The 23,871-nt window shown below is 72.2% G+C and carries 19 protein-coding genes; 8 read left to right on the top strand and 11 right to left on the bottom strand.

From position 1 onward, the window contains the following. Window positions 1-264 precede the first annotated feature (264 nt). The 3 genes from H516_RS0114205 to H516_RS20295 form a co-directional block, all read right to left on the bottom strand. On the bottom strand, window positions 265-1,620 hold the full coding sequence (locus tag H516_RS0114205; protein WP_245561836.1) for an HNH endonuclease signature motif containing protein: 1,356 nt from the start codon (window positions 1,618-1,620) through the stop codon (window positions 265-267). Between the two features lie 274 nt (window positions 1,621-1,894). Further along, window positions 1,895-2,497: a hypothetical protein gene (locus tag H516_RS0114200; RefSeq protein ID WP_022890373.1), complete on the bottom strand. Its 603-nt coding sequence runs from the start codon at window positions 2,495-2,497 to the stop codon at window positions 1,895-1,897. A 49-nt stretch (window positions 2,498-2,546) separates the two neighbouring features. Then, window positions 2,547-2,942: a hypothetical protein gene (locus H516_RS20295; RefSeq protein ID WP_022890372.1), complete on the bottom strand. Its 396-nt coding sequence runs from the start codon at window positions 2,940-2,942 to the stop codon at window positions 2,547-2,549. A 168-nt stretch (window positions 2,943-3,110) separates the two neighbouring features. Between H516_RS20295 and H516_RS0114190 the strand changes: the two genes are divergently transcribed. After that, complete coding sequence (locus H516_RS0114190) at window positions 3,111-5,786, top strand: ATP-dependent Clp protease ATP-binding subunit (protein ID WP_026378813.1); 2,676 nt, start codon at window positions 3,111-3,113, stop codon at window positions 5,784-5,786. 250 nt (window positions 5,787-6,036) lie between these two features. On the opposite strand, the gene H516_RS0114185 is transcribed toward H516_RS0114190, so the two are convergent. From H516_RS0114185 to H516_RS0114175, 3 genes are all read right to left on the bottom strand, one after another. Beyond that, window positions 6,037-6,813 carry a hypothetical protein gene (locus H516_RS0114185; protein ID WP_022890370.1) on the bottom strand — a complete coding sequence of 259 codons (777 nt, stop codon included), beginning with the start codon at window positions 6,811-6,813 and terminating at the stop codon, window positions 6,037-6,039. 123 nt (window positions 6,814-6,936) lie between these two features. Continuing rightward, the gene (locus tag H516_RS0114180) at window positions 6,937-7,332 is read right to left on the bottom strand and encodes a YybH family protein (RefSeq protein ID WP_022890369.1); all 396 of its coding nucleotides are present in this window, start codon (window positions 7,330-7,332) and stop codon (window positions 6,937-6,939) included. A 47-nt stretch (window positions 7,333-7,379) separates the two neighbouring features. Beyond that, window positions 7,380-9,203 carry an esterase/lipase family protein gene (locus H516_RS0114175; RefSeq protein ID WP_022890368.1) on the bottom strand — a complete coding sequence of 608 codons (1,824 nt, stop codon included), beginning with the start codon at window positions 9,201-9,203 and terminating at the stop codon, window positions 7,380-7,382. A gap of 152 nt (window positions 9,204-9,355) precedes the next feature. Here H516_RS0114175 and fosX point away from each other — a divergent pair, with 152 nt between their 5' ends. After that, window positions 9,356-9,796, top strand: coding sequence for a FosX/FosE/FosI family fosfomycin resistance hydrolase (gene fosX, locus H516_RS0114170; RefSeq protein ID WP_022890367.1), 441 nt, complete (start codon window positions 9,356-9,358; stop codon window positions 9,794-9,796). 63 nt (window positions 9,797-9,859) lie between these two features. Here the strand turns inward: fosX and H516_RS20290 are convergent, their stop codons facing one another. Together H516_RS20290 and H516_RS0114160 are read right to left on the bottom strand one after the other, a co-directional pair. After that, on the bottom strand, window positions 9,860-10,432 hold the full coding sequence (locus tag H516_RS20290; protein WP_022890366.1) for a hypothetical protein: 573 nt from the start codon (window positions 10,430-10,432) through the stop codon (window positions 9,860-9,862). Window positions 10,433-10,504: 72 nt separating this feature from the next. Beyond that, entirely contained in the window at window positions 10,505-11,158 is a 654-nt protein-coding gene (locus H516_RS0114160) for an FMN-dependent NADH-azoreductase (protein WP_022890365.1), read from the bottom strand. Between the two features lie 95 nt (window positions 11,159-11,253). Here H516_RS0114160 and H516_RS0114155 point away from each other — a divergent pair, with 95 nt between their 5' ends. Both H516_RS0114155 and H516_RS20285 read left to right on the top strand, forming a co-directional pair. Then, a complete protein-coding gene (locus H516_RS0114155; RefSeq protein WP_022890364.1) occupies window positions 11,254-11,706 on the top strand; it encodes a MarR family winged helix-turn-helix transcriptional regulator in 453 nt (150 codons plus the stop codon). Between the two features lie 92 nt (window positions 11,707-11,798). Continuing rightward, a complete protein-coding gene (locus H516_RS20285; RefSeq protein ID WP_022890363.1) occupies window positions 11,799-13,226 on the top strand; it encodes a hypothetical protein in 1,428 nt (475 codons plus the stop codon). Window positions 13,227-13,360: 134 nt separating this feature from the next. Here H516_RS20285 and H516_RS0114145 read toward each other — a convergent pair whose 3' ends face one another. Together H516_RS0114145 and H516_RS20280 are read right to left on the bottom strand one after the other, a co-directional pair. Then, window positions 13,361-14,992 (bottom strand): ABC-F family ATP-binding cassette domain-containing protein, encoded by a 1,632-nt coding sequence (locus H516_RS0114145; protein ID WP_022890362.1) that lies wholly within the window; start codon window positions 14,990-14,992, stop codon window positions 13,361-13,363. Window positions 14,993-15,540: 548 nt separating this feature from the next. Then, on the bottom strand, window positions 15,541-16,794 hold the full coding sequence (locus H516_RS20280) for an FAD-dependent oxidoreductase (protein ID WP_022890361.1): 1,254 nt from the start codon (window positions 16,792-16,794) through the stop codon (window positions 15,541-15,543). A 174-nt stretch (window positions 16,795-16,968) separates the two neighbouring features. Between H516_RS20280 and H516_RS21420 the strand changes: the two genes are divergently transcribed. Together H516_RS21420 and H516_RS0114125 are read left to right on the top strand one after the other, a co-directional pair. Further along, a complete protein-coding gene (locus H516_RS21420; protein ID WP_022890360.1) occupies window positions 16,969-19,566 on the top strand; it encodes a lamin tail domain-containing protein in 2,598 nt (865 codons plus the stop codon). 154 nt (window positions 19,567-19,720) lie between these two features. After that, window positions 19,721-20,131 carry a hypothetical protein gene (locus tag H516_RS0114125; protein ID WP_022890359.1) on the top strand — a complete coding sequence of 137 codons (411 nt, stop codon included), beginning with the start codon at window positions 19,721-19,723 and terminating at the stop codon, window positions 20,129-20,131. Window positions 20,132-20,157: 26 nt separating this feature from the next. Here H516_RS0114125 and H516_RS0114120 read toward each other — a convergent pair whose 3' ends face one another. Then, window positions 20,158-20,862, bottom strand: coding sequence for an endonuclease/exonuclease/phosphatase family protein (locus tag H516_RS0114120; RefSeq protein ID WP_022890358.1), 705 nt, complete (start codon window positions 20,860-20,862; stop codon window positions 20,158-20,160). Window positions 20,863-20,986: 124 nt separating this feature from the next. On the opposite strand from H516_RS0114120, the gene H516_RS0114115 reads away from it, so the two are divergent. Both H516_RS0114115 and H516_RS0114110 read left to right on the top strand, forming a co-directional pair. Beyond that, window positions 20,987-21,370 (top strand): PLDc N-terminal domain-containing protein, encoded by a 384-nt coding sequence (locus H516_RS0114115; RefSeq protein WP_022890357.1) that lies wholly within the window; start codon window positions 20,987-20,989, stop codon window positions 21,368-21,370. 186 nt (window positions 21,371-21,556) lie between these two features. Next, on the top strand, window positions 21,557-23,833 hold the full coding sequence (locus tag H516_RS0114110) for a hypothetical protein (RefSeq protein ID WP_022890356.1): 2,277 nt from the start codon (window positions 21,557-21,559) through the stop codon (window positions 23,831-23,833). Window positions 23,834-23,871: the final 38 nt, after the last annotated feature.

Below are 23,871 nucleotides of genomic sequence, written 5' to 3'. Positions count from 1 at the left end.
ATGGGTACGAGCCTGGGCCGCCGGGGCCCACGATGACCGCCGAAAGCGCGTGCGCCGGCAGCGGTCCGACGCGCGATGATCGGACTGTCAACGACAGCCTGCCGAAGCGCTTCGCGGACGCGTCGGGGCCGGCTCGGCGCAAGGACCCGGGCACTGAGGTCGCTCGGCGAGCCCGTGCGGTGCGGGCGCGACAGATGGAACGCGGCGCGCCATGAACCCAGCGCACTCGGCGCTCATGGAGCTCTCGGCAGCACCCGCCCGCGATCACGCCACTCGGTCCACCGGCAGCGCGAATCGCGCCCGCCCGCCGAGCCGCGGCAATCGATCGGGGTCGATGTGCGGCGGTGGGATGAACCACACTTCGGTCGGGCCCGCGTCGATCCTCCACCCGTCGCGGTGGATCCTGTGATGGCAGAAGCTGCAGAGCATCACCCCGTTCGCGAGGTCGGTCGGGCCGGCATCTCGCTCCCACCAGCTGATGTGGTGCGCTTCGACGTAGCCGATGTTCTGGCCGCACGAGGCGCAGCCGCCGTCGCGCTCGCCGAGGGCGAGGCGTTGTGCTCTGGTGAAGAGTCGGGCGGACCTTCCCAGATCGAGCGGGAGGCTCTCGCCGCCGAGCACGGCGGGAATCAGTTCGGCGTCGGCGGCCATGCGTCGAGCCGTGGAGGCCGAGATGGGCTGCTCGATCCCGTCGATGCGGGCGTGCCCGAGGCCGCTCACGAGCGTGTCGAGGTCGACGCGCACGATCACGGTGGTTTTGGCGAGTGGCGTGAGCGTCTGCGTGCAACCGAGCGTATGGCGTGCGAGCGCGGCGAGCGCGTCGACCTGGATCTGCGCGATCGATCGTCGGTCTTCCACGACTGGCGCGAGGCCGATGTCGGCGGGATCGCGTCGGCGCAGTGCATCGCTGACGAGGGCCTCGATCGCCGCCTTGACCGGGGCGGCGCTCTCGGGATCGAGCCAGGCGTGCAGGTGCACCATGCCGTGACGGTCTTCGCGCATCGTCAGTGAGCGCTCGGTGCGGAGGTCGTCGTCGCGGGGTTCGACGCCGTCGGGATCGAGCCGCGCCTCCGCCTCGCGAACGCCGCGCATGAGGGTTTCGAGCGGGACCTGCGCTGCCAGGCCGACGAGCGCTGCTTCGACGACGTCGATTCGCGCGGCAGTCGCCCGCGCCGACGCCCGATCGAGCATTGAGGTGATCGCGGAGGCCGCGTCGAGCCCGATCGCCGCCGCCGCGAGAGCGGCTGCCACATGCGGATGTCGCGAGGGTGCGCGTTCGCCGCTGAAGGTCTGCCGATCGGCGGTGGCGGTGCCGACGGCGATCAGCCGCTGCGCGTCGGTGCGCGACGCCCCGGTGGATGCCGCGAGGAGCCGTACCGGATTGTGGAACCCCTGCGCCTTCGCGAGCCCGGTCTCGCCGAACTCGGGCCCGGAACGTCTCGCGACCTCGGCAGCGACCCGGGCGAGCATGGCGTCGACCTCGCGTCGCGTCTTCGCGAGGGCATCGGTCACACGGATGAGACCCGGGTCGCTCATCTGTTCGAGGTCGACCTGAGCCGTGCCGTCGATCGCGCCCCATGCCGGCATCGCGCCGGCCCACGCCTCACGGAGCGTTGCCACATCGCGATCGAGGGCAACCAGCGCGTGCAGCGCGGACTGCGCCGATCGCGTCGGCCGCGCCGGTCGCCGGGGTTCTTCCATACCCCCATCCTGCACGCACCCACCGACATTCCATCTCGACTGAAATCCGAGATGATCTGCGATTCTGCCTGTGGAAAGTTCGCGTGGAACGGCCCCTGTGGAGGAGAGGTCACTTCCCGCGGCCGGCGCTCGCCGGCGCGCCCGGGGCCTCGTCGCGGATTCCTCCAGCCGCGGCCGAGGCAGGGCGGCGGGATCAGGCGGGGTCGATGCGCAGCACCGGCGCCGATTCGCCGACGGTGAGGTCGTCCACGATGCGGATGTCGCGTGCGAGCTCGTCGACCGCACCGATGACGGTGCCGAACCGCTCGCGATCGCGGCACACGGCCGTGACGGTCACGAGGTGCGTGCCGAGGTCCCACGTGTACGTGGCGAACGGCGGGCGACCGCCGGGTGGGAGCGGCATGGCGAGCTTCTCACCCATGCCGAGGTAGGTGCCGCGGAACTCCTCGGTGTCGTCGTACTCGATGGGCATCGAGGCTCGCGCGATCCGGATCTCGGGCGTCGCCGCCTGCACCTGGGCCATCACCACCAGCAGGTCGGGCTCCGCCTTCCAGACCCACACGAGCACCCTCCCCGCAGCCTTGCGCATCAGGAACGGCACGGCCTGACTCATCGCCCACGCGCTGAAGCCGCCGCCGCGCTTCGACGACGTGGCATCCGGCCCTGCGCCCGGCCCCTTGGCCTGCGACAGCAGCATGCCGATCGCCTGCTTGCGGGCGCGGCGGCCGCGGAATCCGAGGGAGTCCGTGACGGGCACCCACTTGGATCGATCGGGTTCGGTGTGAAGACGGGGCACGGTCTCAGCCTACGAGGCGCTCCTGTGCCGTCGGTGCGCGGTCGGCCCGTCACATCATCGACTGCAGCAGTTGCGTCGCCCGCTGGTTGTCGCTCGTCGCGAGCACGACCCGGTTGCGCGAAGCCACGTAGACGAGCGAGATGTTGATGTCCGCGTCGGCGAGGGCTCGCGCCATCCCGCCGAACACGCCCGGTGTGTCCAAGTCGGGATCAGGCAGTGCCGGACTGACGATGACGTCGGTCTCGGCGTCGACCGTGATGCCGGCGCCTTCGAGCGCCGCCCTCGCTCCTGAGACGTCGTCGACGAGGACGTGGACGGCGCCCCGACCGCCCTCCATGATCGCGCAGATGCCCTCGATGTTGACGCCCGCGTGACCGAGCGCCTCGCCGAGTCGAGCCCCCTCGCCGGGGTGGTCCTCGAGGGTGATCAAGAGATCTTTCGCCATGACGGCACCTCACTTCTCGGGTGCTTCAGGTCTACGCCCGGGCGCGCGGTACGTCAACGGCATCGCGAGGATCCGGACCCCCGCGTCGCCGACCCGACTCCACGGGAATACCCGCGCCCCCTCCGCGTTGAACTTGAGCGTACCCCGCTCAACTCTCCAGGAGGATTGGTGCCCGAAGACTTCAACCCCGGAGCCGGCGCGAGCTCGTTCGACGAGTTTCTCGCCCGCTATCTCGCGGGTGAGCAGGCGCGTCAGGCTCGGTCGATCGACCTCAGCCGGTTCCTGACCGCCCGTACTCAAGGCATCCTGCGTCAAGCAGGACGCTTCGCGCTCGAGCGCGGCCAGACCGAGCTCGACGCCCTGCACATCCTGCGCGTGATCGTCGAGGACGAGAGCGTCACGCAGGCGATCGAGCGTCTCGGAGCGAGCCCCGAGCGCATCGTCACGATGACCGAGGCGCGGTTGCCTGCGGCTGGGTCTCGAGACGGCGCTGGCGCGCCTCCTCGACCAGCGGATTCGGCCACGCTGACGCCGAGCGCCTCCCGCGCGCTGTTCCACAGCTATCAGGTGGCGCGCTCGGCAGGCTCGACCTACATCGACCCCGAGCACCTCTTCTTCGCGCTCGTGCTCGGGCAGGATGCGCCTGCGGGGCAGGTGCTGGCTCGGGCGGGCGTGACCGCCGAGGCGCTGACGCACGGGATGCGGGACGAATTTCGACAGGCTCAATCCGCGGAGGCTGGCGAATTTCGAGACGGCGCTGACGCGCCTCCTGATTCCGCGGACTCCGACACGCCAATGCTCGACAAGTTCGGCAGCGACCTCACCGAACTGGCCGCCAACGGCGAGCTCGACCCCGTGATCGGCCGTGCCGACGAGATCGAGCAGACCATCGAGATCCTCAGCCGTCGCACCAAGAACAACCCGGTGCTGATCGGCGAGGCCGGCGTCGGCAAGACGGCGATCGTCGAGGGCCTGGCCCGCGCGATCGTCGAGGAGAGCGTGCCCGAGGCCCTGCTCGGCAAGCGCGTGATCTCGCTCGACCTGCCCGGCATGCTCGCGGGCACCCGCTACCGCGGTGACTTCGAGGAGCGCCTCACCAAGACCATGGAGGAGATCGCCGCTCACAAGGGCGAGCTCATCGTCTTCATCGATGAGATCCACACGGTCGTCGGGGCGGGCGGCTCGGGCGACGGCGGAACCGACGCGGGCAACATCTTGAAGCCCCGCCTTGCGCGCGGCGAGCTGCACCTCGTGGGTGCGACCACGCTCAAGGAGTACCGCACCATCGAGAAGGACCCCGCCCTCGAGCGCCGGTTCCAGCCGGTGCGCGTGGGGGAGCCCTCGATCGAAGACGCCGTGCTGATTCTGCACGGGCTGAAGCCCGCCTACGAGGAGCACCACGGCGTGCAGTACACGGATGCCGCGCTGCGCGCCTCCGTCGAGCTGAGCGCCCGCTATCTCACCGACCGCGTGCTGCCCGACAAGGCCATCGACCTCATCGACCAGGCCGGGGCGCGGCTGCGCCTGAAGCTCGGCATGAAGACGGATGTCTCCGCGCTCATCGCGCGACTCGCCGACCTCGAGGCCGACAAGAACGCCGCCGTGGGCGCCGAGCACTATGAAGAAGCCTCGCGCATCCGCGACGAGATCTCGAAGGTGCAGGCGAAGCTCGACGAGGCGACTGCTGTGGGTCGAGGAGGCGCGCCAGCGCCGTCTCGAGACCCGGGTTTCGACGAGCTCAACCAGCAGAGCGGTTTCGAGGCGGCCGCGGGCGGCCTCCTCAACCAGCGGGGTGTTGTCATCGACGAGGCCGAGATCGCCGCGGTGATCTCGCGGGCCACCGGCATTCCGGTGAACCGCCTCACCGAGAGCGAGCGCGAGCGCCTCGGCGACCTCGAGGGCGAGTTGCACGCGCGGGTCATCGGCCAGGACGACGCGGTCACCGCCGTCGCGAAGGCCGTACGCCGCAGCCGCACCGGCATGGGCGACGCGCGTCGGCCCGTGGGCAGCTTCCTGTTCCTCGGCCCGACGGGTGTCGGCAAGACCGAGCTGGCGAAGGCACTCGCTGCGAGCTTGTTCGACGACGAGGCATCCGTCATTCGTCTCGACATGAGCGAATTCGGCGAGCGTCACACGGTCAGCCGGCTCGTCGGCGCCCCTCCCGGCTATCTCGGTTACGACGAGGCCGGGCAGCTCACCGAGCGCGTGCGGCGCAACCCGTACTCGATCGTGCTGTTCGACGAGATCGAGAAGGCGCACCCCGACGTGTTCAACCTGCTGCTGCAGGTGCTCGACGACGGACTCCTCACCGACGGCCAGGGCCGTACGGTCGACTTCCGCAACACGGTCGTCGTGATGACCTCGAACCTCGGTTCCGAGTTCCTCGCGTCGCGCTCGGGTGCGCTCGGCTTCGTCGCGGGCACGGATGCCTCGGGCTTCAGCTCGCAGGACGACGTGCGCAACCGCGTCATGGGCAAGGTGCGCGAGGCCATGCGCCCCGAGTTCCTGAACCGCATCGACGAGATCGTGCTGTTCCAGAAGCTCGACGAGCCGCAGCTCGCGCAGATCGTGCGCCTCATGCTCGGCGCCACCGCGTCGCGGCTCGCCGCGCGCGAGGTCGCCTTCGAGGTGACGGATGCCGCGGTGGCGCTCCTCGCGGAGCGCGGCTACGAGCCCGAGTACGGCGCGCGGCCCCTGCGCCGGGTCATCCAGCGCGAGATCGACGACCGCATCAGCGACCTCTTCGTGAGCGGTGTGCTCGGCGACGGAGGAGCGGTGCACGTCGACGCGCGCGACCGCGAGTTCGTCGTCGCGGCGTCGGGCGTCGTGCCGATGGCGGCGTAACCGCGTCCGCCGGTCGAGTAGCGACGAAGGAGCGTATCGAGACCCCGTGTGAGGTCTCGATACGCTTCGCTGCTCGACTGGCCGAGTGCGGTGCGCGGAAGCCTTCGGGCGCGCCGGTACCGAAGTACCGAGGTTGCAGCCAGGGCAGCGCCGCTGCGCTGTGCCCGACGCCGCACCGCGGCGCGCGAAGCCACCTGAAGCGGCGACCGCAACCGCTCCAGTGCGAACACCCGGCCCCGGTCGTTCGTCGTCAGTGCGGGGCCCGCAGATCTTCGGGCGGTCGCAGCGCGGTGCTCGGCTGACAGCCGAGCTCGCCGGGTTCGAGCAGGATCGAGGGCGCGTGCACGACCTCGACGACTGAGGCGGTGCGCTTCACGAGCAGGCACTCGTCGCCCTGGCCCATCGCGAAGCCGATGGCGTCGCGATGGGCGATCGCCGTCGGCTCGTACGCGACGTCGTAGCGGCCAGACGGCTGCGGCATCCGCGCGATCACCTCGGCGACGATCGCGTTGGCCGTCGCATCCGGCGGGGCGGCGGTGAGCACGTCGACCACGACCTGTTCGGTGCCCTCTGGCACCACGTACACCGGGCTGGTGTCGACCGGCGGGTCGATCTTCTGCGCACCGGGTGGGCAGTCGAGGTCGTGGGCGACGGCGGTATCGCCGGCGGTGGGGCCGGGCGCCACCCCGTAGCGGTCGAACTCCGACCAGAAGCACGCGACGTGATCTTCGGCGCCGTACCCCGGGCTCGGCACGACCACCCGGAACTGCAGCCGGCCGACCGGCGCCTCGTCGCTCGCACCCGGGTAGGCCTCGTAGCCGATGAGCACCGGCCAGCTGTACCGGCCCAGCGCCTCATCGGCCGCCCGCGCGTAGTGCTCGATCGTGGTGGCGTCGCCTTCGCCGTACAGACCGCGGGCCACGTCGGCCACCTCGCCGCGGGCGAAGGCGTGCGCGTCGGCGTCGATCGCCGCGGGAAGCAGCACACACCCCGACAGGGCCGTGACCGCAGCGGCCGTGGCGAGCACGAGCCCCGCCCTGCGGTGACGATCGGGTCGAGCGGCCGCGCGTCGACGCAGGCGTCGAGCAGCGGCTCGCGCTCGGCGCGCGAGGGCGTCCGCATCGACCGTGACGGTCACGAGGCCGCCCGACTACCCGACGCGGTCGGCGTGCCGGTGCACGACCCGCCAGCCGTCGTCGCCGCGTCGATACACCTGGGTGGCGCGCAGCGTGAAGGCGCGCGGCTCGCCGTCGATCGACGCGGCGACCCGCTCGTAGCCGACGGTGTAGGCCATCTTGCCGAGTACCTCGAACGAGATCAGGTCGAACTCGTAGTCGGCGCAGTTCGAGAAGCTCGTCGAGAGCTCGTCGAACGCCTCGACGAGTTCGGCGTGGTTCGAGACGTTGCGCCAGGCGCCGAGCACGGTCACCGGTTCGTCTTCGGCCCAGATCGCCCGGCGCGGAGCGGCGTCGCCGTCGAACATCGCGCGCTCTGCCCGCACGACATCGCGCTGCAACCAAATCAAGAATTCCTCACGATCGGTCATGGTCTCAGGATCCTCCCGTCTGCGGCCGGGCACAATCACCGGCGCGCTCAGATCGAGCGCAGCAGTGCCCAGAAGCCGATGCCCGCGGCGGCACCGGTGCCGACGGCGACCTTCGCACCCTTCGCCCGGCCGAGCTTCACGAGGCCCGTCGCGGCGAGCGCTCCGAGGCCGAGCAGCAGGATCCACGCGACGGGCCGGAGCCCGACGAAGCGGCTCGCACCGTTGAAGAGACGTTCGCCCCAGCCGGGTCCCGACCTCTCGGCGCCGGGCGCCGCGCCAGGCGCCGCTGCCGGGGTCATCCCCGCCGTCGCCGTCGCCGTTGCCGGTGCGCTCGACGACGACGCGGCTGCCGTCGTCGGTGCCGACGACGCCCGGCGCGACGCTCGGTCCACCGCGACCGAATCCTGCGCGAGGTAGCCCGCGATCTCGCGCAACTGCTCCGGGCTCTTGAGCGCCGCACCATGCCCTCCCGGTACCCGCCGGTGCTGGTCGATTGCGCGCCCCGAGATGTTCTCGAATCCGTCGACCCCTGCGGTGCCGACGTCGGCGCTGCCGAGTCCGCGCAGCCACGAGCAGAGGATCCCGACGGGCACGTCGCGGGTGGCGCGGTCGATGCGCACCTCGCCGGCCTGCCAACCGGCCTCGCCTCGATGGCCGATCTGCTCGTTCTCGAACACGCGCTGCCATTCGTATCGCCGTGGCAGCACCGTGCCGGCGAGGTAGATGCGTTTGAACCGCATCGCGGGCACGCGGTCGAGCGACTGCGCCATCATGTACGTGCCGTTCGAGTGGCCGGCGAAGACGAACTGCTCGGGGTCGCGCGTCGCATACGCCTCGCCGTAGAGCCGCAGGAACTCGTGCACCTTGCGGCGACGCGTGCCCGGCAGCGCGAACTCCAGCGCGCTGAAGTACCCGGTGTCGGGATTGATGACGAGGGTCTCCTCATCGTCGGCATGCCCCGATGCCGCAGCGAAGTCGGCACCCAGGTCCTCCACCCAGGTGCCGAGCGCCGAGGCCCGGATGCCGTGCAGGATGAATGCGGTCGGGCCCGACTTGCGGATGAGCTCGTCGTCGAACGTCTCGTCGGGCCTGCCGAGGATGGCGTCCTTCAGTTGCCGATAGCGACGATCCGGGTCGGGCGCCGCGTCGACCTCGATGAGCCCGCGATGGTCGGCGTTCGGGATCTCGTACACCTTCGTGCGCGGCATGAACTTCTGGTCGATCACGTCGGCGTGGGTCACGAGCGGGTCGGAGGTGCCGAGAATCTGGATGACCCGTGGCCGGTCGCTCGCCGAGCGGAAGGCCTCGAGCCAGCGGAGGCGGAGATCGGTGATCCAGTAGCCGCCCGCCATCACCTTCTCGAAGGTGAAGTCGAAGAACGGGGTGGCGAGGGCGTAGGCGAGGCGCCAGCGTAGGGGAGTCTTTCGGGCATCGGTGCGGTACCCCGAGTTCGGGCTGCCGAGCAGCACGATCCGCTTCAGGAGCCCGGTCCACGGGTGCTCGTCGCGGTCGGTGTTCGTCGCGTCGGGCGCCGTCGCGTCGAGCAGGTAGGCCGCGCGCGCGAGGATGCCGCCGAAGCTGTGCCCTGCGATGATGATGCCGTCGGGCGGCTCGACATCGGTCGACAGCTCGCCCGTCCAGTCGCGCATCTGGGCGGCGAGGCGGCGCACGACATCGTCGAGGTCCTCGCGCGAGGTCGCGGTGAGCTCGTGCTCGAACACCTCCACCCGCCAGTTCGGTTCGAGGTCGGCTCGCAGACGGTCGACGAGGGTCTTCCACGGTGCGCGCGTCGTGAGGGATCGCGGTGGCAGCCCGGGAATGAAGACGAAGAGCCCCTTCGACACCGTGCTGATCTCGGTGTATTCGGTCATTCGCGGGGCCCCCTCACGCCGATCGAGCGCGATCAGGCTAGTGCTGCGCGGGCGCTCGGTCACCCGGGCCAGCACCGAAACTCGTCAGGCGGCGGCTTACCGCTCCTCTCGCCGTGACCCGCCCGTACCGCGCGCCCGGATAGTCTGACGCGGTGACCAGCAGCGGCCTCAGCCACGTGACCTTCATCGTGCGCGACCTCGACCGCATGGAGCGCATGCTCACCACCGTGCTCGGCGCGGTGCGCGTGTACGACAGCGGCAGCGACACCTTCTCGCTCTCGGAGGAGCGGTTCTTCCTCATCGGGGAGGGCGACGCGGCGACCTGGGTCGCGACCATGCGGGGCGACGGCGGGTTGCCGCGCAGCTACAACCACGTCGCCTTCCAGGTCGAGCGGGCCGACCTCCCCGACCTTCGCGCGAAGATCGCCGGTCTCGGCCTCGACATCCGTCCGCCGCGCTCGCGCGTCGAGGGTGAGGGCGACTCGATCTACTTCTACGACGACGACGGCCACCTCTTCGAGCTGCATGCGGGATCGCTTCGCGAGCGCCTCGCGGTGTACGTGCCCGCGGTCGCCGACGAGGGCGGGGCGTGAAGGGACGACGCGCTGCTCGAGGCGAGGGGTATCGCGTCGGCCATGCCGGTTGCGCCTCACACCTCATGGTGAGGGGGAACTGGCATTGCTCTGGAGGCGAAGTCCCTCCGACCTCGGTCGACCGCTCCCGAGCGCCAGCGCGCGAAGTCGCGCCGCGTAGATCGCGATCGCGAGAGCGGTGACGGCGTAGAGCACGACCGCCTGCAGAGCATAGGCCGGGTAGTCGATGATCCAGATCGGCGCCGTCGGGTCGCTCGCGCTCGCCGGGTTGTCGTGCACGTACGGCACCGCTTCGCCGATGAGGTAGCCGATCGCCTGGCCGGCGCCGTAGACGAGCACGAGCGCGCCGAGCGCCAGCCACGCCTGCCCGGTGCGGCGGCGCCACACCTCGCGGGTCGAGCGGAGCGCGGTCCGCGGCTCCCATCGGCCGGCGACCGGCGTCGCCACGGCGCTCAGCACGGGCGCGAGCACGATCGCCGCGGTGAGCAGCGCGAGGAGCAGCAGCATCCCGACCATCAGCAGCGATTCGCTGCCCGCGCGACTGCGCATGAGCTGGGGGCTGAGCATGAGGGCGGCGAGCGGCAGGCATCCGAGGGCGATCGCCGCCCACCCGCGCAGGAACGTGACGAGAGACATGTCTCGAGCCAAGCCGATGCCGGCGGGTGGGCGGTATCGGGAGAACCCCCCGAATCGCCGGCCCGGGCGCCGTCAGGCCGCCGTGGCCCGCGCGTCGCGCGCGAAGTCGGCACCGAGGCGCCGTGCCTCGGCGAGGGCGGCGAGTCGGCCCGGCTCCGGGTCGGCCGTCGCGAGGTTCGGTCGGAACTCGATCGAGTCGATCTCGTCGACGCCGGCCCAGTGCAGCCAGCCCTCGAAGAACGGACGCTGGAAGTCGTCGCCGAAGGCCGTCGGGCGACCCTCTCCATAGACGGCGCTCGTGTAGACGACCGCGGCGCGCTTGCCCTCGAGCAGGCCCGAGTACCCGGTCTCGCCGTCGAAGCCGAATACCCAGCCGGGCTGGCTCACGACGTCGATGAACTGCTTCGCGATGTAGGGCACGCCCGAGTTCCACATCGGCAGGCTGAACAGGTAGAGGTCGGCGGCGGCGAATCGCTCGAACGCGAGGCGGGCGCGGTGCCAGGCGATCTCCTCCGCACCAACGGGCTCCTCGCCGGCGAATACGCGCATCTTGGCGCCGGCCCCGTCGGGCCCGAAGGCGGGCAGCGATCCGTCCCAGAGGTTCCAGTGCTCGACGGATGCCTCGGGCAACGCCTGTTCGAACGACTCGACGAAGCTCGTGGCGATCGCGAGCGAGTGCGAGGCCTCGCCGCGCGGGGAGGCGGAGATGTGCAGGAGCGTGGTCATGGCTCGGTCCCTTCAAGTGTGTGCAGGCGCACATAAATGGTCGAGAGCGAGCCTTGCATATGTGTGCGCACGCACGCAACTGATAGGGTCGGAGCATGCCGAGTGATGCCGAACGCGCCTGGGAGTCTCTCTTGCGGCTGCACGCCGCCGTGCTGCCGCGCCTCGAGCGGGCGGTCGCGAACGAGGGCGGCCTGCCGCTCAGCTGGTACGACGTGCTGCTCGAACTGCACGACGAGGGCGGCCCGCTCACGATGGGCCAGCTGGGGGAGCGCGTCGTGCTCAGTCGCACCCGGGTGAGCCGGCTCGTCGACGAGCTCGTCGCCGCGGGGCTCGTCGCCCGCGAGGCGAACCCCGACGACGGGCGCTCGGCCTACGCGGTGCTCACCGCCGACGGTCGTCGCCGCTTCCTCGCCGGGGCGCGAGCGTACCTGCCGGCGATCGATCACGAGTTCGCGCCGGTCGGTGCCGACGGCGTGCGCGCGCTCGCCGAGGCTCTCGAGACGGCACTCGCCGCGATCGACCCCGACGCCCCGATCCGCAGGCGATAGCCTGTCCCGGATGCACGCCACGCCTGCAAGCCCCCGCCGGTCGACCGCGGCGCTCGTCGACGGCGAGTTCGCCGCGCGGGAGGCCTAAGGCGATGGCGGGCACGGACGAACGCGATGATCGCGCCCGCTCGGGGCGCGCGGCCCGCACCGAGCGACGGCGTGCGGCGCGCTCCCGCGCCGAGCGCGAGCTGGCGGAGCTCCGCTTCGTCGAGGTGCCCGAGACGGCGGACTCGGCATTCTGGCGAACGGCGGTCGGCCTGTCGATCGCGCTCGCCGTCGGCACCGGCGCGAGCTGGGCGGCGCTGCTCATCGCCGCGATCGTCGGCGACGAGGCCCTCTGGCAGCTCTCCCACGAGCTCGACGTCGAAGCGTTCCTGCGTGCGACGGTGCTCCCACTGTTCGGACTCGCGGCCGCACTGGCGATCACCATCCCGCTGCTCGGCGCCCTCGACGTCGCGGCGGCCCTGCGGCTGCTCGAGCGCCACGCGAGCGCCGAGCCGGGGCAGGTGCCGTCGTCGGTGCACCGCGCGCGGCTCGCGATCCTACCCGCGCGCCACGTCCGCCGTGCCGCGCTCGTCGTCGCCGTGATCGCGATGGCCGTCGGCGGGTTCTGCCTGCTCTTCGCGCTGATCGACGACGAAGGCCGCACCCCGATCGTGTGGACGATCATCGGGGTGAGCCTCGTCGCGGTGCTCGGGTGGCTGGTCGTTCGATCGTCGCTCGTCAGCGTCGAGGAGCGGCAGGAATATCGTCGGGCGGTGCTCGAGGCGGGGTGGGCCGACACCGTCACCGTCGCGGACCTTTCGGAGCAGCGTCGCCGCGAGGCATCCACCGCGATCGAACCGCCGCCGCAGCTGCTGCCGACCTTCACGCGGCGGATCGATCGCGCGATCGTCGTCGCCGCCTGCGCGCTCGGGGCGGCGGTCGCGATCTGGTTCGTCTCGGTGTGGCTGCGTCAGCCGTGCCGCCGTTGCGATGAGCGCTACTTCGACGACCCGATCGAACGCTTGATCGACGGGCTGAGCCTCTGGGGCGGCGTCGCGATCGCCTGCGCGATGGTGGTCACCGCCGCCCTCGTCGTCGTCCGGCTCGTGCTGATGCGACGCGTCGAGGTGGGCGCGATGCGGTGGGTCGCCGACGGACGACCGCGGCGGGTGCCGGGCGAGGTGGCCGAGTCGATGCTGCTCGGGCCGCGCGCCGGGTTATGGACCTCGCGCCTCATCGTGGCGGTGTTCGCGCCCTTCGCCGCCTTCGTGGTGCTCGCGGCACTCGTCGACCCCGAACTGCCCCTCGGGGGCGTGGCCGTTGCGATCGCACTCGCCGTCGCTGTCGCGGCACCCGTCGTGGCGGCGCTCGTCGGCCTGGCCGACCTGCGGAGCGCCGCGCGCGAACGCAACGTGCTTCGCGCCGTGCTGTCGCCCGGCGATCCCGACGCCGCCTCGATCGCAGTGCGCGACGCGGCCGAGCAGCGCGCTCGCGCGAAGCGGGCGAGGCGGGCCCAGCGCCGCGGTCGGGGCTGAGGGCGGCCCCGCTCGTCGGGCGCTACTCCAACGGCGACGTGGCCGCGGATGCCACGGGCTCCCGCCGCTCCATTCGTCGACCCCGACGGGTTCGCCTGTGCCCAGGCGTCCGGAGCCTCGGGCGCCTCGGCCGCTCACCCCAGATCGAGCCGCTCGCCGCCGAACCGCTCGCGCAGCAGCCGGTCGTGCGAGACGAGCACGACCGCACCCGTGAACGTCTCGAGCGCCCCCTCGAGATCCTCGACGAGGTCGGGCGAGAGGTGGTTCGTGGGTTCGTCGAGCAGCAGCAACTCGTGCGGCTCGCTCACGAGGAGCGCGAGTTCGAGCCGTCGCCGCTGCCCGTACGACAGGGCGCCGACCGGCACCGCGAGATCGCGCGGGTGGAACAGTCCGAGCGGCATGAGCCGCCCCTCCGCAGTGGTCAGATCCTCGCGGATGCCCGCCGCGTACGCCTCGAGCAGGGTGCGGCGGCTCGGCGGGATCGCGCTCTGCTGGCGCAGGTGCCCGATGCGCGGCGTCGCCCGCACGGTTCCGGCGTCGGCACGCAGCTCTCCGGTGATGACCCGCAGCAGGCTCGTCTTCCCGATGCCGTTGCGGCCGGTGATGAGGAGGCGCCCGCCGGGCGCGAGCACGAGATCGTCGACGGATGCCCCGGCCACTCGCACTCCCGAGAGCACGAGGAGCGGGGCGGCGGCGGGGGTGTCTGCGGCCTCGTCGCCGGGTGTGCGCGCCAGGTCGAACGCCCGGAACGAGAGCGGTTTCGGCGGGGCCGCGACCGGCTCGGCGAGCAGCCGTGACATCCGTGCCTTGGCGTTGCGGATGCGGCCCATCGCCCCGTGGTCGCGACCGCGGGGCGTGAACGCACCCGTGCCCATGCCCGCCTTGTCGAGTTTCCGCGGGATCGCGGCGAGCCGCCCGGCGTTCGCCGCGACGAGTCCGCGGTTGCGCGCGAGCTCGGCCTTCCACGTCTCGTAGGCGAATCGGCGCCGTTCGCGTTCGTTCGCCTTCGCGACGAGGTAGCCCTGGTAGCCGTCGCCGTAGCGGGCGACCGAGGCGGCGTCGACCTCCCAGGTCACCTGCGTGAGCGCTTGCAGGAACGCCCGGTCGTGCGTGACCACCACGACCGTGCCGTCGTGGGCGCGCAGGCGCTCGACGAGCCAGCGCCACGCGTCGTCGTCGAGGTCGTTGCTCGGCTCGTCGAGCAGCAGCAGTTCGGGGTTCGACGCGACGGTCGCCGCGAGCGCGACGCGCGAGCGCTCACCGCCCGAGAGCGTCTGCCACGCGCGAGCGCGATCGAGGCCGCCGACACCGAGCGCCTCGATCGAGGCGTCGAGCCGGGCGGGCGCACCGTAGCCGTCGCGAGCCTCGAACCTCGCGGTGAGTGCCGCGTACTCGGCGAGGGCGTCGTCGAGCTCGGCCTCGTCGATCCCCGCGAGCCCCCGTTCTGCGGTGTGCATCGCACGCTCGAGGGCACGCAGCTCCGCGGAGCAGGCGTCGATCGCGTCGCGAACGGTCGCTCCGGCGGGCAGCTCGAGCACCTGGTCGTGGGTGCCGACGCCGCCGGCGAAACGGGCGATCAGCTCGCCGGCATCGGGGCTCAGCGCGCCGCCGATCAGGCGCAGCAGCGTCGACTTGCCCGAGCCGTTGTCGCCGATGACGCCGACGCGCTCGCCCGGCCGGAGCGAAAGCTCCACGCGGTCGAGCACGATGCGGTCGCCGAAGCGCTTGGTCACGGAGTGCAATGAGAGTTGGCTGGTCGGGTACATGAGAGAGCTCCTTCCCCGGCCCGGGTTCGCGGACGACGCGAGCGCCGGTCGAGCTCGTCGGCGAACACCGTGGGTGCGCGCGAGCGTCGGCGGCAGCGGGCCGAATGATCAGTGGTCGGTTGCGCGTCGATCAGCGCCGGTCAGTGCCGGCTGCGGTCGATGCGCCGTGGAGCGAGGCTCGACACGGCTCACCACTCAGGAGTGAATCAGCGTACCCATTGCCGAGTGACGCTAGTGCGCGGGGCCGGGTCGTGTCAAGTGTTGTGTTCGCGACACGCGCTCTCGCGGAGCGCTCGCGCACTGCCGCCGCCCGCCGCCGCCCGCCGCCCGCCCGCCGCCACCCGCCGCCCGCCGCCCGCCGCCGCCGCCCGCCGCCCGCCCGCCGCCGCCCGCCGCCCGCCGCCGCCCGCCGCCCGCCGCCGCCGCAGCCTCGGCGATCGCCACGTCTTCGGACGATTCGGCGCCAGCGCTCCGATTTCGTGGTGATCGCCGAAGTCGTGGCGTGCTCGCGTGCGCCGGGCACCTCGGGCGGGCGGTGGTCCGTGGCGTCAGGCGGATGCTTCCGGCGTTCCGCCGAGCGAGGTCGGAGCGGCGAGCGCGCCGAGCGAGGTCGGAGCGGCGAGCGCGGCGCGCGAGGCCCGCGCGGCGGTCGCCCCACTCCCGGCACCGGCCCCGCCGCCCGAGAAACGGTCGAAGCGGAACGGCTCGAGGTCGACCGAGGGCGTGACCCCCTCGGCGAGGTCGGCGAGCACCAGGCCCATGAGCGCCGAGAACTTGAAGCCCTCGCCCGAGTCGCCGCACGCGACGGTGACGCCGGGCAGCGGGGTGCCGATGACGAAGCGGCCGTCGGGGGAGTCCGTCCAGCTGCAGACCTTCGCGTCGACGACCTCGGCCCCGCGCATGCCGAGCTCGGTGCGCGCGTAGTCGAGCAGCAACGCGGTGCGCGCGGCGTCGGGCGTGCGGTCGTCGTCGACGCCCCACTCGGCGTCGCGCAGCGGCGCGTCGAGTCCGAGCTTGAAGCCCACCCCCGGCGTCGTCATGGCGTACAGCGTCGGCCGGTCGCCGCTCGCGATGTCGATGAGGTCGGGCAGCTCGTCGAACGGCTGAGCCGGGTCGGCGACGTGCACGACCTGCTCGAGGTGCGGGCGCAGCGGCACGTCGAGCCCGAGACGCTCGAGCAGGGCGGATGCCCCGGGGCCGGCCGCGACGACGAGCGCATCGGCCTCGAGCGTCTCACCGCCGGCCAGATGCACCCGGTGCGGGCCGTCGCCCGTGCCGGCCTCCGTAGGCACAGGCGCCTCGACGTCGACGACGTGCGCGATGCGCAGCGTGCCGCCCGCCCGTTCGAAGCGCAACAGCTGCGCCCGCAGCGAGACCTCGGCGAGCACCGGGCCCGCCTCGGAGGTGAAGATCGCGCCGCGCCCGTCGGGCACGAGCCCGGGGAACCGCGAGCCGACCCGGTCGGCGGCCAGCCGCAGATGGGGGATGCCTTCCATCGCGAGTGCCCACTCGAAGGCGTCGAGCGCCGAGGCCGAGTCGCGCCACACGAGGCCGCGCCGCAGGAACACCGGTTCGCCCGCGATCCGCGAGAGCCGCTCCATCGCGGCGAGGCTCTGCCGGGTCATCGTGATCTTCGCAGGGTCAGGATCGGCGAGCCGCCAGATGCGGGTCGGACCGTGCGACGACGACAGCGGGTTCGCGGGCCCGTACCGGTCGACGAGGGTGACCCGGTGTCCGCGTTCGGCGAGCTCGGCGGCCGCGGGCAGCCCCCAGGCGCCGGCGCCGATGACGATCATCTGCATGGTTCCATCCTCGCCCGACCCCGCGGCCGGGGCGAACCGCGTGACGGTGCGCGTCCGCGACCGGGTTCGGACAGCCGCCCGACACCGTCCGTTCACCCGCGCGTGGGATTCGCGTCACCGAGGCCCGGTCGAGTGGCTCCCGACCCCGCACCCGCCCGCGTCAGGAGCGCCAGCATGCCCGTGCAGCACCCGAATCCGTCCACCACCCCGCGCCGGCACGTGCCCGCGATGCTCGCCGCGCTCGCCGTCGCGGCCTCGGGCCTCGCGGTCGCCGCGAGCCCGAGCCTCGCCACCGCCGCGGAGGCCGGCGTCGTCGTCAACGAGATCGTCTACGACGACGTCGTCGCCGGGGCGGTCGACTCGGTCGAACTGTTCAACGCCGGGGCATCCAGCGTGGATCTCTCGGGCTGGAAGGTCTTCGACGACCAGCGCGAGGAGGCGGGCGTGATCCCCGCGGGCACGAGCCTCGCCGCCGGCGGGTTCCTCGTGCTCGAGAAGGACGGCGCCCCGCTCGGATTCCCGTTCGGACTCGGCAAGGGCGACACGGTCACGCTCGTCGACGCGGCCGACGCCGACGTCGACTCGTACGCCTACGCCGCAACGGCGCCGCTCGGCGACTGGTCGCGCTGCGCCGACGGCGGCGACTGGGCGCACGGCACCGCACTCACCCTCGGTGCGCCGAACACCTGCGAGACCCCGGCCGCAGCCGGCACCATCGTGCTCAACGAGGTCGACTCGGGCCCCGCCGACTGGATCGAGCTCATCAACCCGGGCGACGCGGCCGTCGACCTCGCAGGCGTCGAGATCCGCGACAACTCCGACGACCACCGCTGGTTCTTCGCGGCCGGCGCGAGCCTCGCCGCGGGCGAGCGGCTCGTCGTCGACGCCGAGACCGAGGGCGTCGACGTGAACGGCGCCCCGCAGTCGTTCCAGGCCGCGATCGGCATCGGCGGCTCCGACTCGATCCGCGTGTTCGGCGCCGACGGCACGCTCATCGACGAGACCTCGTGGACGGGGCATCCGGCCATCGACGGCGACGAGGCGGCCGCGAGCTCCGCGCGCTGCCCCGACGCGACAGGCGACTTCGCGCTCGCCCGGATCACGCCCGGTGCGGCCAACGACTGCGTGCTGCCCGACCTCGCGATCAACGAGGTCGAGTCGAACGGCGATGCCACCGACTGGGTCGAGGTCGTGAACACCGGCGAGGCGCCGATCGATCTCTCGGGCTGGACCGTCATGGACAGCGATCCCGCCGGGCACGCGGCCGACGTCGCCCCGCTCGCGGCCGGCACCACGCTCGCGCCCGGGGCGTTCTTCGTCTTCGACGGCGGCAGCCACTTCGCCTTCGGGCTCGGCGGCGCGGACGTCGCGACCGTGCGCAACGCGAGCGGCCTCACCGTCGCCGAGTACGCCTGGACCGAGCACGCCACCGTCACCTGGGCGCGCTGCCCCGACGGCACCGGCGACTTCGCCGATGCGAAGGCCGCCACCAAGGGCGCGACGAACTGCGGCGACGGCACCGGCGAGCCCGGCGGACCCGAGGAGCCCGCCGCGAAGGCATGGCCCGGCTCGGCCGAGGTGACCGTGCTCGACGACACCGGGATGTTCCTCGAGGACTCGTCGGGCCTCGACGCGCAGGCGACCGCGGACGGCACCGTGCTCTGGGCCGTCGACAACGGCACCGGCACCTTCTGGAAGCTCGACGTCTCGGCCTCGGGTGACGCCTCGTTCGCCGACGGCTGGGCCGAGGGCAAGCGCGCCCGGTTCCAGCGAGACGCGGGCGCCCCGGCCGCGGCCGGCCCCGACGCCGAGGGCATCACGGTCGACGGCGACGGGCGCGTCTACCTCGCCTCCGAGCGCGACAACTCGAGGAAGGGCGTGAACCAGAACGTCGTGCTCGCCGTCGACCCCGAGGCGCCCGGCCGCGACGTGGTCGCCGCCCAGGAGTGGGACCTCACCGCCTCCCTGCCGCAGGTCGCCGCGAACACCGGCATCGAGGCCGTCGAATGGGTGTCGGATGTCTCGCTCGCCGGCCTTCTCGTCGACCGGAACAGCGGCGCGCCGTACGAGCCGGCCGACTACCCCGGCCACGGTGACGGGCTCTTCTTCGTCGCCGTGGAGGACAACGGCTTCGTCTACGCCTACGCGCTCGGCGCCGACGGCTCGGTCGCGCAGGTCGCGGAGATCGACCCGGGACTCGGCGGGGTCATGGCGCTCGACTACGACACGGTGCTCGGCGAGCTCTGGGCCGTCTGCGATGACGGCTGCGAGGGTCGCTCGGCCCGTATCGCGTTCACCGGCGGGGCTCCCGAGATCAGCCTGTTCGCCCGCCCCTCAGGCATGCCGAACCTCAACAACGAGGGCTTCGCGACGATGCCCGCGACGGCCGGCGCGACCGGCGCCGGGGTGCGCGCCGCGGCGACGTCGTCCGGGCTCACTGCCGACGCCGATGCGGCCGCCGCCGCCCGGGCCGTGTGGTGGTTCGCCGACGGCGAGCAGCCCGCCGCGCTCCGCGTCGGCACCCTGCCGGGCGACGCCGGGGTGCCGGGCGGTGAGCCCGGCTCGGGTGATGGCGACGACGGCGACGGCGACGGCCACGGCGGCCAGACCGACGGCGCCGGGGCGGAGCCCGCCGCATCCGGCGGCCTCGCGGAGACCGGCGTCGACGCGGGGCTGCTCGCGCTCGCACCGCTGGCTGTGCTCATCGCGGGACTCGGCGCAGCGCTCGTCGTTGCGGCGCGCCGTCGCCACCGCACCGGGGCTGCCGAGTAGCCGGGCGGCGGCACCACCTGACCGGCGGCCGGGCGACTCCAAGCGGAGCGCCCGGCCGCACCACTCCGACTCTGGGGCGCTCGGCGACTCAGCGTTGCGGGCCGAGGTCGTGCTCGCATGCGATACGGCGGCGCGGCCGTGGGAGGATCGCCGCATGGACGGACACGACGCGACCCCGGTGCGGCTCATCGTCGACGTCGCCAACGTGATGGGCTCGCGGCCCGACGGCTGGTGGCGCGACCGCGCCGGCGCGGCGAGCCGTCTGCTCGACGCGCTGCCGCCGCTCGTCGGGCGTGAGGTGCGCGGCCCCGACGGGGCCGTGCTCCGCATCGCCGGGGTCGTGGCCGTGGTCGAGGGAGCGGCGAAGGCCGCGGTCCGACCCGACGGCATCGCGGTGGTCGCCGCTCCGGCCGACGGCGACGCCAGCATCGTCGAGTTCGCCGGCGACGAGGCATCCCCGCATCGAACCCTGGTCGTGACCGCCGACCGCGGGCTGCGCGCCAGGCTCGCCGACGACGTGCTCACTGCCGGGCCGGGCTGGCTGAACGAACTGCTCGGGCGGTGAGCTGCACCGCCGCGCCAGGGGAGTGATCAGATGACGACGTCGATCTCGTCCTCGGCGTGCGTGCCCACGTACTGCGCGTCGATGAGGATGGGCAGGTGGTCGCTCGATCCGCGCGGCAGCGTCTCGACGCGGCGGATCTCGAAGTCGGCCGAGGTCGCGAAGTCGAAGTGCCCGCGGAAGTACTTGTAGCGCGTGTACGTGCGGCTGTCGCTGAGGGTGAGCTCGTAGCCGGCGTCGCGCACCTTCTCGGCGAGGTTGTCCTTGAAGACGGGGTAGTTGTAGTCGCCCACCATGAGGGTCGGCAGATGCGGGCCCATCAACTGCAACGAGCCGAGCGCCGAGTGGATCTGGTGTCGCCGCAACGAGTTGAGCGCGGTGAGCGGCGCCGCATGGAATGACGCGACGATCACCTCGCGGTCGTGCTGGAGGTCGATCAGCCGGGCACCGAGCAGGCGCTCGTGGGCGGGTCGCAGCACGCGGTCGTGCAGCGACTTCTTGAGGGCGAATGCGCGGATGTCTCGGGGTGTGAACCGGTCGGGCCGGAAGTAGAGGGCGAGCCCGAGCCGATTGCCGGTCGTCGAGTGGGCGAGGCGCAGCCGCCCGACCTCTTCGGCGAGGTCGGTGGTGTCGCATTCCTGCAGGCAGAGCACGTCGGGGGAGTAGCGCTCGTCGAGCGCCGCGAGCTCGGTGATCGCGCGGTGTTTGCGGAGGTTGTAGCTGATGACCAGCATCACCTCAGCCTAGGCGTTCAGGGTGAACGTGAGCCGTGGATGACAAGACGGGTCATAGCCCTTCGGCGCCGTGCCGAGCCGCCCCGCTCGACCGGTGGCGGGGTCCGGTCGTAGGCTGACGCCCATGCCCTTCGTGTTCACCATCCTGACGCTCGCCGCCCTGGTGTATGCGCTGGTCGACATCATCATGCGCGACGAGTCGGAGGTGAAGCACCTGCCGAAGTTCGGCTGGATCCTCCTCGTCGTGCTGCTGCCGCTCGTCGGCACGATCCTGTGGTTCGCGTTGGGCCGCGAGTACTCGTCACGCGCGGCCGGACTCGGCGGCTTCACCCCCGCAGGGCGAGCGCCGGCACCGCCGACCGACCCGCAGGCGGGCACGCCGCGTTCGACCGACGCCCGCACCACCGAGGAGCAGCTCGCCGACCTCGACCGCGAGATCGAGTACTTCGAGAAGCGCGCCGAACTCGAGCGGCGCAGGCGCGAGCTCGAGGGCGGCGCTGAGGGCTGAACCGAGGCGACGAGACGAGCCTCGAGCGACGTTTCTGTGCGACCGAGGGGAGCTGTTCGAGCCGTTGGCCACCGTCGTCGACGCGCGTGCCTCGGTGGCAGCCCGGATGCCGCCGTAGAAGATGAGTTTCTATCATGCACACGGGCGCCGCGGTGCCGCACGGCACTGCCCCCGCCGGGAGGGAACATGCACGGGCTCGTCGGAGCGGTGACGGGGGAGGTGGCCGACGCCTCCGACTGGGGTGCGTTCCAGTCGGGATTCCTCGCTCCGCTCGTGGACTACGGAGTCGTCTGGGTGGTCGCCTGGCTCGTCTGCATCGTCGGCGCACGTCTGCTCTCGGCATGGCGGGGCTGGACGCGCTCGCCGGTCACGCGGCGCTACAGCATGCGGGCCAAATGGATCGGCGGGCTCATCGCCGCGGTCGCCGCAGCAGGCTTCGTCGGCGCGGGCGCACTCACGAGCGCCGTCGGCCCGTGGCTCGCCCTCGCGTGGGCCGTGGTCGTCGTGCTCGCGATCGTCGGGGTCATCGTGCTCGCGCACGGCATGGCGACGACCCCGTGGCTGAAGATCACCGTGATCGGTCCGAGCGGCTCGTCGAACGACGCCTGGGCGACCGAGGTCACGGTGCGCATGCGCGACCTCAACGCCGACAACCCGAGCGGTCGTGTGGAACGGCCCGACGGCTCCGACCTCAACGAACTCGTCACGATCGCCGACCGCACCGAGAACTGGGCCGTCGCCCTCATCGGCGGTGCGATGTCGATGCTCCTGAACCTCACGCCCTGGCGGCTCGAGGTCACGATCTTCGACACCGAATCAGGAGTCGCTCGGCTGCGTCGCAACGGCCGCATCGTCGAGGATGCCGCGCTCGAACTGCCGGCCGTCCCGGCCGTCGCCGAGCACCCCGGCGAACTGCTCGTGCTCGCGGCGGCGTTCGCCGCGACGAACGTCGCGCGTCGGTACCCCGACATCATCGGCTTCTACAACACGCGCGAATGGCTCGGGCTCGGTCTGATCGGCATCGCCCGCCGCACCCGCGACGACGAACTGCGCGAGCAGTACATCGCCCGTGCGATCCAGGCCGACCCACGAAGCATCCTCGTCGAGTTCGAAGACGTCTACGAGCGATACCGCGGCGCGACCGACCCGTTGAGGCTGCGCGAACTGCTCGACCGGCTCGAGCCGATGATCCACGTCGCCGCGGTGCTCGCGGGGCGCAGGGTCGAGGCGCTGCACGACGCGAGATTCCGGCCTTGGCACGCGCTCGACCGCGAGCCGAAGCGCGACAGCGATGAGGCGCGGCGCCGCTGGCGCCGCATCACCGCGCACCCTGAGCCGCAGCTGCTGATGATGCGTCTCCTGACTTACTACACGATGACCGTGCGCAATTGGCTCATGTCGGGCGATACGGCGTTCGCGAGCGATGCCGAGCGCCTCGCGTGCACCGAGCGGGCGATCGCCATCGTCGGCGAGTTCGTCGCGGCGCTCGAGTCGATGCCCCTGCGGGAGAGGGACGCCGCGGACGAGGTCTTCGCGCGGATGGAGCAGCGGGCCGGTCTCGGGCTGCTGCTGCTCCTCGACGACCACGACGGGCTCCGCGGGGGCGAGCCGGACGAACGATTGCGCGATCGTCGCGTTACGGCTGAGCGCTGGAAGCAGGCCGCGATGGCCTCGACCGAGGTCGAGGTCAAGTACTCGGTCGCCTGCTACCAGAGCCGGCGTATCGCGGCCGGCCGGGCGAACGGCGACGGCGAGCTCGCCGACGTCGTCGAACGGCTGACCGGCGTCTGCTGGGTCGAGGAGTACCGCGACCTCGCGATCATCGACCCCGAGCTGATACCGCTCGGCCGTGAGCCCGCCATGCGCGACGCCGTGCTCTTCGACATGCTGGACGCCTGGCAGATCGACCGATTCAGGGAAGCGCGCCTCCAGCTCGAATCAGCCGGCGTGCGCCGTCCCGAGGAGCTCGCGGCGGCGGGAGCCCAGCACCGCGCCGTGCAACGCTCGGGTCTCGGCGGCGCCGAGGTCGCCGCGCTCGCCGACGCCGCTCGGATCCTGCGCGCGGCACTCGAGGCGGAGTTCGGGTTCGGCGACGGCGACGGCGACGGCGGCGTCGGCGACGAGTGCGATGCGTCGGAACGGCGTTCACGGCGTGAACGCTGGGCGCGACTCCGCGCCGCGCGCTGCCTGCTCGACGACGGACGGCACAGCTCGCGGAGCCTGATCGCGGAGTACGACGACGATGCGGAGTCGATCGTGGACGATGTCGCCCGGGCGATGTTCTGGGTCGCCGACGACGATGAGCGCCGAGCGGTCGGCGACTACCTCGACCGACTCGTCGAACTCGTGCGCGCCGCGTCGCCGAGTGACTCGGAGACGGCGGAGACCGCGGATCCGGCCACTGCGGCACGAAGACGAAGTGCCCGGGTGCCGGCCCGCGCCGGAGCCGCGGTTCACCGCTGAACCCGAGCCCCATCGGCTCAGCAGGGGGGCGGGCCTCC

The sequence above is a fragment of the Agromyces italicus DSM 16388 genome (genome assembly GCF_000421545.1).
GTDB classification, from domain to species: Bacteria; Actinomycetota; Actinomycetes; order Actinomycetales; family Microbacteriaceae; genus Agromyces; species Agromyces italicus.
This window is presented reverse-complemented; position numbering and strand designations above follow the sequence as displayed.